10 protein-coding genes are annotated in these 12,072 nt (G+C 40.0%); 5 read left to right on the top strand and 5 right to left on the bottom strand.

Features of this window, described 5'->3' with window-relative positions:
• Positions 1-12 precede the first annotated feature (12 nt).
• The 4 genes from AC58DT_RS06065 to tsaB all read left to right on the top strand — a co-directional run bounded on the left by AC58DT_RS06065 (position 13) and on the right by tsaB (position 4,528).
• Positions 13-1,182 (top strand): efflux RND transporter periplasmic adaptor subunit, encoded by a 1,170-nt coding sequence (locus AC58DT_RS06065; protein WP_497215959.1) that lies wholly within the window; start codon positions 13-15, stop codon positions 1,180-1,182.
• Positions 1,183-1,251: 69 nt separating this feature from the next.
• Positions 1,252-2,583, top strand: a complete 1,332-nt coding sequence (locus AC58DT_RS06060; RefSeq protein WP_497215958.1) for a TolC family protein — start codon at positions 1,252-1,254, stop codon at positions 2,581-2,583.
• 2 nt (positions 2,584-2,585) lie between these two features.
• Entirely contained in the window at positions 2,586-3,869 is a 1,284-nt protein-coding gene (locus AC58DT_RS06055; RefSeq protein ID WP_497215956.1) for an efflux RND transporter periplasmic adaptor subunit, read from the top strand.
• Positions 3,869-4,528: a tRNA (adenosine(37)-N6)-threonylcarbamoyltransferase complex dimerization subunit type 1 TsaB gene (gene tsaB, locus AC58DT_RS06050; RefSeq protein WP_497215954.1), complete on the top strand. Its 660-nt coding sequence runs from the start codon at positions 3,869-3,871 to the stop codon at positions 4,526-4,528. The genes AC58DT_RS06055 and tsaB overlap by 1 nt, the downstream gene beginning before the upstream one ends.
• Before the next feature lie 2 nt (positions 4,529-4,530).
• On the opposite strand, the gene AC58DT_RS06045 is transcribed toward tsaB, so the two are convergent.
• From AC58DT_RS06045 to AC58DT_RS06025, 5 genes are all read right to left on the bottom strand, one after another.
• Entirely contained in the window at positions 4,531-5,235 is a 705-nt protein-coding gene (locus tag AC58DT_RS06045) for a hypothetical protein (RefSeq protein WP_497215953.1), read from the bottom strand.
• A 57-nt stretch (positions 5,236-5,292) separates the two neighbouring features.
• On the bottom strand, positions 5,293-6,138 hold the full coding sequence (locus tag AC58DT_RS06040; RefSeq protein ID WP_497215950.1) for a mechanosensitive ion channel family protein: 846 nt from the start codon (positions 6,136-6,138) through the stop codon (positions 5,293-5,295).
• 5 nt (positions 6,139-6,143) lie between these two features.
• Positions 6,144-8,258, bottom strand: a complete 2,115-nt coding sequence (locus tag AC58DT_RS06035; RefSeq protein ID WP_497215949.1) for a thioredoxin domain-containing protein — start codon at positions 8,256-8,258, stop codon at positions 6,144-6,146.
• Between the two features lie 72 nt (positions 8,259-8,330).
• Positions 8,331-8,531, bottom strand: a complete 201-nt coding sequence (locus tag AC58DT_RS06030) for a dodecin family protein (RefSeq protein WP_045079013.1) — start codon at positions 8,529-8,531, stop codon at positions 8,331-8,333.
• Between the two features lie 101 nt (positions 8,532-8,632).
• A complete protein-coding gene (locus tag AC58DT_RS06025; RefSeq protein WP_062619798.1) occupies positions 8,633-9,553 on the bottom strand; it encodes a NifU family protein in 921 nt (306 codons plus the stop codon).
• A gap of 76 nt (positions 9,554-9,629) precedes the next feature.
• Between AC58DT_RS06025 and AC58DT_RS06020 the strand changes: the two genes are divergently transcribed.
• Positions 9,630-12,072: FIDD domain-containing protein (locus AC58DT_RS06020; protein ID WP_497215948.1), on the top strand; the 2,443-nt coding region annotated here is incomplete at its 3' end.

Below are 12,072 nucleotides of genomic sequence, written 5' to 3'. Positions count from 1 at the left end.
ACGATCGAAAAAATGAAAAAATCAAAAACCATAATCATTCTTGTAACAATTGGAGTATTGTTTTCAGTTTCTATGTATTGGCTCTATTCAAAAAACATAGAAGATCCCGTTGTCTATGAAACCGAAAAACCTGCAATGGGTTCCATAATTAAAAAAACGGTAGCTACGGGAAGCATTGTGCCGAGGGAAGAAGTATTAATAAAACCCAATATTTCCGGAATCATTGACGAAATTTTTGTGGAAGCTGGTGAAATTGTAAAGGCAGGAGACCTGATTGCGAAAGTGAAAGTCGTTCCAAACGTTTCTTCATTGAATAGTGCCAAAAACAATATCAACAGTGTCCGTACACAAGTGGAGACTGCGCGATTGGCTTTTGAAAACCAAAAAAGTATTTACAATCGCCAAAAAGAACTTTTTGAAAAAGGCGTAATCTCTGCCAATGAATTTGACAATGCACAATTGGCGTATGACCAAGCACAGCAAAGGCTTAGACAGGAACAAGTAGGTCTTACGGCTGCAAGCCAAAATTACGATATCGTAAGAACTGGAACTACCAGCGGCATGGGTGCTTCGGCAAATACCGAAATTCGCGCAACGGTTTCAGGCATGGTGCTGGATGTTCCCGTTAAAACAGGAAACCAGGTAATTGAAGCAAACAATTTTAACGACGGAACAACGATCGCTACCTTGGCCGATGTGGACAAAATGATTTTTGAAGGAAAGGTAGATGAAAGTGAAGTAGGAAAAATTAAGGAAGGTCTTCCTTTAGAAATAACCGTGGGCGCACTTCCCGACAAAACTTTTGATGCTGTGCTAGATTACATCGCCCCAAAGGGAGTGGACGAAAACGGCGCCATTCAGTTTGAAATAAAAGGAACCATGAAAAATTTGGATACTACCTCTACTTTTATCCGTGCAGGTCTAAGCGCAAACGCCTCTATTATTTTGGCCAAGGCAGATGATGTTCTTACCATTAAGGAAGCCCTGGTACAGTACGATCCCAAAACACAAAAGCCCTTTGTAGAAGTAATGGTGGGCGATCAAAAATTTGAACGCAGACAGGTGGAACTGGGTGTAAGCGATGGTATAGATGTAGAGATCAAAAGCGGCGTATCTAAAGATGACAATATAAAGGTTTGGAACCAATTGAAACCAGCCGCCGGACCATCCGGCAGAGGCTAATTGTTTAATTTTTTAAAATTTTGTAACGCAATGGCAATGCAAAAGACTTATTCATCAACAGAAAAACTTATGAAGAAGATAGCGATCCCTTTCTTTTTTTTGATATTCACTATTTCAATTCAAGCCCAAACCAAACAATGGACGTTACAGGAATGTGTAAACCATGCTTTGGAAAATAATATTTCTGTAAAACAGAGCGAGCTTGATTTAGAGCTTACAGAAACCGATAAGCTTGAGGCAGTAGGTAACTTTTTACCTTCTCTAAACGCAAATGCCAGTGCCTCCAAAAACACTGGACTAAGTTTAAACCCAACCACCAATCAGTTAGAGAATACTACCTTTGGTTCAGCTTCGGCTGCTATAAACCTGGGGCTTACACTTTTTGATGGATTGAGAAATGTACGCCAATTGCAACGTTCTAAACTCTCTGAACTTGCAGCCCAATACCGTTTGGACAAAATGAAGGACGATATTGCTCTGGCAGTAGCAAATTCCTATTTACAGGTTTTGTTGAACAAGGCAAATTTGGAAGTGGCAAAATCACAAAATATTGTAACCTTGGAACAATTGGACAGGACCAATAACCTTGTGGATGCTGGTGTACTTCCTCGCGGAGATCTTTTGGAAATTAAGGCTACAGATGCTGCCGAAAAGCAAGGCATTGCTGTTGCGGAGAATACGGTAAAGATTTCATTAATCAGTCTTGCACAATTACTTCTTATTAAGGACTATTCAAATTTTGATATAGCCGATGAAGAGTATAAAATTATTGATGGCGGGATTGCCGATAAGGATGTGTCAGAAATAATTGAAAGCGCTATGGAAACGCGATCTGAAGTGAAGATAGCCCAGAAAAATGTGGATTTGGCCAAAAAAGACCTGCAGATTTCCCGTGGAGCGTATTATCCAACACTTTCGGCATTTTTTGGTTATAATACCCGTTATGCTGACAACGATCCGCTAAACCGAGAATTTATAGACCAACTGTATCTTAATGATGGTATTGGTTATGGGCTTCAACTTAATGTCCCTATTTTTAATGGTTTTACCGTACGGAGTAATGTAAAACGTAATAAAATCAATTTAAAAAATACGGAGTATCAATTAGAGCAGGCCCAGCTTGATTTGGAGTCCAACGTTTATCAGGCCTATGTAGATGCAAATGGTGCATTGAAGGCTTACGAAGCGGCTACAGTTGCGCTGGAGTCACAGGAGTTAGCATATCAATATGCTAAAGATAGATATGATGTGGGCCTTACAAATGCATTTGATTTTAGCCAATCAAAATTGCGTTATGATAATGCTAGAATTGAAGAAAACAGGGCTAAATTTGAATATATTTTTAAATTGAAGGTACTGGAACTATACTTTGGGGTTCCGGCCAACGAATTAAAATTTTAAATATGAAGAAAAAAACACTCGTTTGGGTTATTGTTGCAGTAGTAGTACTGATTGCTTTTTTGCTTATTGGGAAAAAAGCTGGTTGGTTTGGAAAATCAGGTGATTTCAAAGAGGTGGAAGTTGCCCAGATTTCTGCAATTGATATTGTTGAAACGGTAGCGGCCACGGGGAAAATTCAACCCGAAATTGAAGTTGCACTTTCTTCAGAAGTTTCGGGAGAAATTATTGAACTTCCTGTTAAGGAAGGACAAACAGTTGAGAAAGGCGATTTGTTGGTAAAAATAAACCCAGACCTTATACAGGCCGCCGTAAGTCAATCGCAAGCGGGTCTTCAAAACGTTCGGGCACAATATGCACAAGCACAAGCCAGTGAAAAAAATGCACGTTTAAACTACGAAAGAAACAAGGCGCTATTTGAAAAAGGGGTGATTTCCAAATCTGAATGGGATAAATCTGTTGCAGATTACGATATGGCCCAAGCCAATGCAAAAGCAGCGTACTATAATGTTCAGAGCGCTTCGGCAAATGTGAAACAATCTGTAGATAACCTCTCAAGAACCACCATTTATGCGCCAATGAGCGGAACCATTTCAAAGCTTTCTGTAGAATTGGGCGAAAGGGTAGTGGGGACTGCACAAATGGCAGGAACCGAAATAGTGCGCGTTGCCAACCTTCAAAATATGGAAGTGGAAGTGGACGTTAACGAGAACGACATCGTAAAAGTTTCCGTGGGCGATTCTACCATTGTTGAGGTAGATGCTTATTTAAAACGAGAATTTAAAGGAATTGTAACCGAAATAGCCAATAGTGCCGAAAGCGCCCTCACTGCAGATCAGGTTACAAATTTCAAAGTAAAAGTTCGTATTCTTCCTGAATCATACAAAGATCTTACCGAAGGAAAACCCGAAAGTTTTTCACCTTTCCGGCCGGGAATGACCGCTACCGTTGATATAATTACGAATAAAAAGAAAAATATCATTGGTGTACCCATCAGTTCAGTGGTTATAAAAACTGACACGACAGACACAAAAAAATCATATACAACTAATGAAACTTCAACCGCAACTGCTGAAAAATTTGAGGCTGTATATGTAAAAGAAGGAAATGAGGCAAAGCTACGCGTTGTAAAGACGGGAATTCAAGACGATTCAAACATTGAAATAATCTCAGGACTGAAAGAAGGCGAAACCGTAATCACGGGGCCTTATAACACAGTTACAAAATCGCTGAAACAGGGAGATAAAGTTGAGGTTTCTTCAGCTGAAGAGAATAAAAAAGATAAATAATGGCGGTTATTCTATGTCTTGAAACTGCAACTACCAATTGCTCCGTAGCAATCGCGGTTGATGGTGAGGTAAAAGCAATTCGCGAAGAGAACAATCAAAAATTTTCCCACGCAGAAAAACTTCACGTCTTTATTGAAGAAGTTTTGAGCGAAGCTAAAGTTGATAAAAAAAAGCTTGAAGCTGTTGCGGTAAGCAAGGGGCCAGGGTCTTATACAGGTCTTCGTATTGGCGTTTCGGCCGCAAAGGGATTGTGTTTTGCATTGGATATTCCCCTGATTTCAACGCCCACTTTAGAGGTTTTAGCCCAACAAGTGAATACATCTAATAGCCACATAATTCCACTGCTTGATGCCCGAAGGATGGAAGTTTATTCTGCCGTATTTAATTCAGACAAAAATCAAGTACGCGAGACAAAAGCTGAAATTTTAAAGGAAGATTCATTTGCCGACTTTTTGGAAAAAGGGAAAACTATTTTTATTGGTGACGGCGCAGTAAAATTTGAAGCAATTTGCAAACATAAAAACGCTGTTTTTCAAAAAGATTTGTTTCCTTCCTCAGCAGATATGGTAAGTTTGGCCGAAACTAAATACAAAATAAGCGACACAGAAAATGTCGCTTATTTCGAGCCTTTTTATTTAAAGGAATTTATGATGGGGTAGACTTATAACAAGGAATCGAAATAGGCAATGGTCTTAACCAAATCTGCTTCCTTGTCAAGATCGATATTGTTGTCTTTTATGTATTTTTTCATTTCGTTCTTTTTACTATCCATCATTTTTAAAATCTTGGATTTGCTATTTGGCATCTCCAAAAAACTGCCGTCCTTCACCAAATAATAAGTAGTTGCCTTCACAAATGATGGAGGTGTATCTTGCTGATATGATGTTTGTGCTTTTCTTGGCTCTCTGAATTCAGCTTTTGTTTTTTTATACAAATCATATGTTTTTCCGTCATTCAATACATTGAAATAGCCACCTTTTTCATTTGAGCCGTTAAAAGGTACAAAAACATAAATTTCGTTGATTATCTTCACGAAGATGTCTGGCGATTTAATGAGCGCACTATAAGTTTCATCAGAAACATTTTTCTTTATTTCAATTTCGTCGGCATAAGCGTTGTAACGCATAGGCACATCATCTTTTATTAACTGATCTTCCTGAAATATTTTCCCCTGTAAAAAATTGGGATTTGCATAAGCCTCATCTTTAATAGCAGCAAACTGCGCCTCGGTAAGACCAAAAGCCAATGACTTTTCATTAATGTCAATAGTTCGGTCATATACACTGGTGTAGCTACTTTGTCTGGCTTGGGAAAACATTGAAATTGCCATTAAGACAAAAGCGGCAGTAAATATTATCTTTTTCATTTTTAATTTTTTAATTTGTTTTATAAAAATATGAATTATTCCTACAAATTTAATGATTTATTTCTTTAAAGTCTCCAAATTAAAATGGTGTACATCTCGCTGTGGGAAAGGTATAGAGATTCCTGCAGCTTCCAGTCGGACTTTCCCTTCCTCCAGAATTAACCAGCGTAGGTTCCAGAAATCTTCATTTTTGGACCAATAACGCACAGTAAGGTTTACAGAGCTATCTCCAAGTTCAGCAACTGCTACCATTGGCATTTTGTCTTCTAGTTTTAAAACAGTGTCTTGTTCGGAAACCAAATTTAAAAGAATTTCCTTTGCTTGCTTTATGTTATCGTCATAACCTATGCCGAAAGTAAGATTTTCACGCCTGATGCCCTCTTCGGTATAATTTATAATATTATCATTGCTCAATTTTCCGTTTGGAATTATAGCAAGTTGGTTTCCAAAGGTTGTCAATTTGGTGTTGAATATAGAAATTTCCTTTACCGTTCCATCAACACCTTGGGCGCTAATAAAATCACCAACCCGAAATGGCTTTATCAATAAAATAAGAACACCTCCCGCAAAATTTGCCAAGGAGCCTTGCAGCGCCAATCCAACGGCAAGTCCTGCAGCACCAATAATGGCTACCAGCGAAGCCGATTCAACACCCAGTTGGGTAATCACTAATACGAAGAGTACTATCTTTAAGCCCCAATTTATAAGACTGGCAATAAAATTTTCAAGCGTGGGGTCATAATCCTTTTTGTCAAAAAATCTTTTTATAAAACCGTTGATTATTTTAATCAGCCAAAGTCCTATAAAAAGCATCAAGATTGCTCCAATTACACTTGGTAAAAAATCAATCAGTTTTTGTCCGTACTTTTCAATGTAAATATCCAAGTCTTGAAATTTGTCCATAAAGTTTATTCGTTTTTGTTTAATAATTCAATTGCAATTTTTGTGTCCTTTATCGGCAGTTTGCAGGTATTGTTTTTGCAAACATAAATAAGGGTTTCACCGGGCACAAATCTATTTTTAAATAGAGGCCCGTTATTTTCACCTATACTTCCGGCAATAATTATATTTGGCAGATAGTGTGTGTTTATTTGCTTTGCTTTTTCAGAAACATCTTTTCCCACGATTACTACTTCGTAAAAATCGTTTTTAAAATTAAGCAGAAGATCCAGCCAGTTTGAAAACCCACTGGGGTACTGCATAATTTCTTCAGAGACATTCTTTAGCATCTGATGCGAAATTTCTTCAAAATCGGAATTTTCAAAATATTTTGAAAGCAGAAATAAGTTTTTTGCCATTGCGGAATTTGAAGCCGGAATCACATTGTCCCGATATTCAAAATTTCGGCTTACGATGGCAGGGTCTTCTTTTGATGTGAAATAAAACATATGTTTTTCCGAATCAAAAAAATTAGTGATCGTATAATCAGTCATCTTCTTTGAAAGTTGGAGCCATTTTTCATCTAGCGTTATTTGATATAGTTCCAAAAAAGCCTCAATGGTAAAGGCATAATCCTCTAAAAAACCATTTATGCTGCTTTTACCGTCTTTGTAATTGTGAAACAAGGCGCCATTTTCTTGTAGTTGTTTTTCAGAAATGAAGTCTGCATTTTTAAGGGCACTGTTAAAGTATTTCTTTTTTCCAAAGGCTTTATAAGCATCAACATATCCCTTAAGCATTAGGGCATTCCACGAAGTTAGGGTTTTGTCGTCCAAACGCGGTTTGGCTCTTTGGTTGCGATAGGTGAGGAGGGTCTTTTTCCAGCTTTTCTTTTTTTGCTGAAATGCTTCGGAAGTAAGATCAAATTCATTTTCAATTTGTGCATCGGTTTTTTGGCGGATGAGCACATATTGATCTTTTTCCCACTTTCCGTAACTGTTCACATTATAATATTCTTTAAATATTTTGAAGTCATCCTTTAACAATTTCTGCAATTGTTCCGCAGTAAAAACGTAGAAAGCGCCTTCCTCTAATGTTCCATTTTCATCTTTACTATCCGCATCAAGTGAAGAATAGAAGCCACCCTCCTCATTTGTCATTTCAAGTGAAATAAATTCCAAAGTTTCTGCAACAACATCGCTATAAAGAGGGTTTTGGGTCACTAAAAAAGCATCGCTGTAAAGACTGATAAGTTGGGCATTGTCATAAAGCATTTTTTCAAAATGGGGCACATGCCATTTTTCGTCTGTACTGTATCGGGCAAAGCCTCCGCCAATTTGATCATAGAGGCCACCAAACGCCATTTTATCTAAGGTTAGAGTTATTTGGGCAAGTAATTTATCGTTTTTATTTGAAACTGCTTGTCTCAATAAAAATGCTAAATTATTTGGCATCATAAACTTTGGGGAACCTTTAAAGCCCCCGTTTTTATCATCGAATTGATTGGACCAATTCTTTATAATTTCATTAACGGGAAAATTTTTAAAATCAACGGTTTCGGTTCTTAAACGAATGAGATCCATGCTTTTAATGCCCTCTTCCAGTCGGTTGGCGTAGGCAATCAGTTTTTCGGGCTCGCTTTTGTAAACTTCCTGTATCTGCTCCAGCGCATTTATCCAGTCATTTTTTCTGAAATACGTACCGCCCCAAACGGGTCGGCCATCAGGCAGGGTTACCACGTTCAGCGGCCAGCCGGCACTGCCGGTCATCAATTGCACAGCATTTATGTAGGTTTGGTCCACATCTGGTCTTTCTTCCCTATCTACTTTTACGGAAATATAATGTTGGTTCATCACGGCGGCCACCGTGCTGTCCTCAAAACTTTCGTGCTCCATTACGTGGCACCAGTGGCAAGCGGCATAGCCAATGCTCACGACCATCAGCTTTTTTTCCTTTTTGGCCTGTTGTAGGGTTGCTTCGTTCCAAGCCTTCCAGTGTACCGGATTGTGCGCGTGCTGCAGCAGGTAGGGGCTGGATTCCGAAATTAAATCATTTGTAAATTTGTGTGTTTCCAAATTATTTTTTGTTGAAGAATTGCAACCGATCAGAATTTGCAGTGCCAAAAAAACCAGTATCGATCGCATAATAACTTTTCAGAAAAACAAAAATACGCTTTTGGCATATCAAAAGCGTATTGAGTCTAAGCGATAAAAATCTTATTTCACTTCAAAAGTGATCTTAACATTTACGCGAAACTGGGTAATGTTGTCCCCGTCCACAACGCAAGTTTGTTCATTTATATAGGCGGAGCGTATGTTTTTTACGCTTTTGGATGCTTCCTTTACTGCGTTTCTTGTAGCGTCTTCCCAGCTTTGGCTGGAGTTTGCTAGCACTTCAATTACTTTTAATACTGCCATAATTATTTTTTGGTTTTGGGTTAAAATTCAGTGAACCCCTAAATTACAATTATTAAGCGCTAATTTTCAGAAAATTAAGTTAAAAGAGAAGTTTCTAAACCTTATCCGTTAATGGCCACCACTTGCTGTACTTGGCCGCGCAGCATTTCCTTCAGCATGGTTTCAATGCCGTTTTTCAGAGTGATCGTGGATGACGGGCAACCGCTGCAAGCCCCTTGAAGAATTACCTTCACCGTTTTGGTCTCTGTATTGAAAGAATCAAACATAATATGGCCGCCGTCGCTTGCCACGGCCGGTTTCACATATTCGTCGAGAATGGAGATTATTTCCTTTTCAAGATCGGTGTATGCTTTGGGAGAATTTTGGGAAGTATTTGTTGAGGTAGATTTATTTTCAGCAATATTTGTAGCGTTCAATACTTCATCGTTCAATACAGGTTTTCCTTCCTCGATAAATTTTCTGATGAATTCCCGCAGTTCTGATGAAATATCCTGCCATTGCGCTACATCATATTTCATAACCGAAACGTAGTTCGCGCTTATAAAAACTTCTTTCACAAATGGAAAGCTGAACAACGCTTTGGCCAATGGTGAATGGATGGCTTCGTCAATATTTTTAAATTCAAAAGTTCCCGATGCCAAGGATTTGTTGGCAACAAATTTCATAACACTGGGATTTGGAGTGCTTTCCGCATAAATGCTTACGGGAGATTTTTTTACTGTGCTTTCTTCTGAAATTACAGGTTTCCCAGTATTTAAGTACTCTAAAATCGAATTGGCTACTTCTTGTTGAACATCTTCCCATTCAACAATATTATATTTTTCAATTGCGATAAAATTTTGGGAGATATAGACTGTTTTGACGAAAGGCAGATAAAAAAGCTGTTGCGCTAATGCACTCGGTTTTGCTTCATCAATATTTTTGAATTCGTAGCTGGAAGAGCGTGATAGAAAAGAGTTAGCCGTGAATTTAACAATATTCGGATTGGAAGTTTGAGAAATTTCAATGTTAAATTGGGACATTTACTTGTTTTTTTTGCGAAAATATAAAAAGAAAAACAATGTATTCAATATATTTGGCACTGTAATACCCAGATTTATGAAAAAATTAATACTTCTTTTAACGTTTGTATTTCCTCTTTTCGTTTTTGCCCAACCAGTTACGTTATTCCAGCAGTTTAACGGTAGGTATGATTTTACGGCAGTTGGAAATACGCTTAATGCATCTGAGAATAATGCTGGTTACTGTGACATACTTACTCAAAGTAGTGCTTCACTTGCTTTAACTCCTGGGCAAACGTTTGTTTCCGCGCATCTTTATTGGAGCTCTGTTGGGCCTGGAGATTTTGATGTGGCTATAAATGGTGCCCCGGTTAGTGCGCAGCGAATATTTAGTCATACTTTTAATGGAAATCCTTATTTTGCTGCTTATGCAGACGTTACGGACTTAGTTGCCGCTACTGGAAATGGGACCTATACGTTTTCTGATCTGGATGTGTCAGCCTATGTGTTTCCGGGCAGCGTTTATTGTGGAACTAATTATGGAGGTTGGGCTATTTATGTTATATATGAAGATCCTTCACTATTGCTTAATCAAATAAGTCTTTTTGATGGAATGGAAAGCGTTTCTGCAAATAATAACTCTTTGGATATTACACTTACAAATATTGATGTTAGTTCAGATATTCTTTCCAAAATTGGATTCTTAGCTTGGGAAGGAGACTTAAACATTCAACAAGGGGAAAGTTTAAAAATAAATGGAAACCTTATTTCTAATGCACTTAACCCTCCCAACAATGCTTTTAATGGAACAAACTCTTATATAGGGCCACCAGGAAATGTCCAGAATTATAATATGGATTTGGATTATTACGATTTAGTTGGGATCGTGCAAGCCGGTGACACCTCTATTTTAATTCAATTAACCTCAACACAGGATTACATTATTGTAAACAACCTTATTACTAGTGTTAACTCAGAGCTTCCAGATGCAACCATTGAGATTGATGATTTGGGAGTACTATGTCAAAATGGTAATATTGATGTTGACTATACGGTATATAATGTTAACAGCACAAATGAATTACCAGCAAATACTCCAATAGCATTTTATGCTGATGCAGTGCTTATAGGCCAAACCACTACTACTAATATCATCCCTTTAGGTGGTTCTGAAAGCGGTACTATTACTTTAAATATACCAATCGCTACTCCAAATAACTTTAACCTCAGAGCCGTTGTTGACGATATTGGAAATGGTACGGGTATCGTAGCAGAAACCGACGAATCAAATAACGAATTCATTTATCCAGTTGATCTTAGTACGGCTGGTATTTTGCTTGATCCAGGCCCAGCTTGTTTGGGCAGACCGGTTATTTTAGATTCGGGAGTTACCGATCCTCCATTTAACATTCAGTGGTTTAGAAATGGTACCCCCATTCCAGGAGCTACCAATGCTACCCTTACCGTTACAACAGATGGTATATATTCGGTTGAAGCAGTAGATGGTATTTGCAGGGTAGATAGTAATTCAGTTGTAATTACTTTTAGACCCCAGCCGGTTGCTAACCCAGCGGTCGATCTTTACCAGTGCGACTACGGCACGACCGCGGGAGTCTTCAACCTGACGGACAACGACGCGAACATTTTGGGGGCGCAGGACCCTGCGCTCTTCACGATAAAGTACTACCAGAGCTACCAGGACAGTTTTGACGATGTCAACGAGATCCTCGGGGGCGTTCACATCATCGTCCCCCCCTCGCCGCAGACGATCTATGCGCGGATCGAGGACAACAGCGGGAGCTGTTTCGACCTTACGGACTTCCGCATCTACTTCAGCCGCGCGATCGCTGGGATCGTTCCCGTGAACGCGAGCTACTGCGATTTTGACGGGGACGGCGGGGAGTTCGTTGACCTTGCGGTGGAGTTCAATTCCCTGGTGCTGGACGGCGAGCCCTCCTCGAGCTACAACATCACCTACCATGGCAGCCAGGCCGATGCGGACAATGGCGTCAATGCCCATCCCAACCCCTATTTCGTTGCGGCCCCCGGCGAGACGGTCTACATACGCCTTGAGAACCGTGACGACGCCACCTGCGTGGACACCACGCGCAGCGTGGACCTTATCATAGACGCCCTTCCGGCCGTCAACATGTCGCCGCCCAACCTGATCGAGTGCGACGTGAACAACGACGGCTTCGCGGCCTTCGACCTTACGCAGCAGGACGCGGTGATCACCCTTGGTGACCCCGTTCTTTCGGTTACCTACCACGGTACCCTTCTGGATGCGCGGAACGGGGTGCTCCCCCTTCCCGACCCTTACGTGAACGACCAGATCTACCTGGACGTGCCGGTGACGGACCCCTTGGATCCCGACTATGGCACGGGTGGCGTTTGGGCGCGCGTCTCCAGCAGCATCAGCAGCTGTACGGTGGTCGTTCCCTTTGCGCTCGAGGTGCGCTTTGCGCCCGTCGGCACGGTTCCGGCTGAGCCGCTGCGCCAGTGTGACGATGCCGTGGCCGATGGCTTTACGTTCTTTGACC

Source organism: Aequorivita sp. CRS11 (assembly GCF_059693805.1).
The sequence above is the reverse complement of the archived record's forward strand: the minus strand, read 5'-3'. Positions and strand labels throughout refer to the sequence as shown.

Coding starts and splice junctions, on each gene's coding strand:
- AC58DT_RS06065 (WP_497215959.1), top strand. CDS start 13: ATGAAAAAATCAAAAACCATAATCATTCTTGTAACAATTGGAGTATTG.
- AC58DT_RS06060 (WP_497215958.1), top strand. CDS start 1,252: ATGAAGAAGATAGCGATCCCTTTCTTTTTTTTGATATTCACTATTTCA.
- AC58DT_RS06055 (WP_497215956.1), top strand. CDS start 2,586: ATGAAGAAAAAAACACTCGTTTGGGTTATTGTTGCAGTAGTAGTACTG.
- tsaB (WP_497215954.1), top strand. CDS start 3,869: ATGGCGGTTATTCTATGTCTTGAAACTGCAACTACCAATTGCTCCGTA.
- AC58DT_RS06045 (WP_497215953.1), bottom strand. CDS start 5,235: ATGAAAAAGATAATATTTACTGCCGCTTTTGTCTTAATGGCAATTTCA.
- AC58DT_RS06040 (WP_497215950.1), bottom strand. CDS start 6,138: ATGGACAAATTTCAAGACTTGGATATTTACATTGAAAAGTACGGACAA.
- AC58DT_RS06035 (WP_497215949.1), bottom strand. CDS start 8,258: ATGCGATCGATACTGGTTTTTTTGGCACTGCAAATTCTGATCGGTTGC.
- AC58DT_RS06030 (WP_045079013.1), bottom strand. CDS start 8,531: ATGGCAGTATTAAAAGTAATTGAAGTGCTAGCAAACTCCAGCCAAAGC.
- AC58DT_RS06025 (WP_062619798.1), bottom strand. CDS start 9,553: ATGTCCCAATTTAACATTGAAATTTCTCAAACTTCCAATCCGAATATT.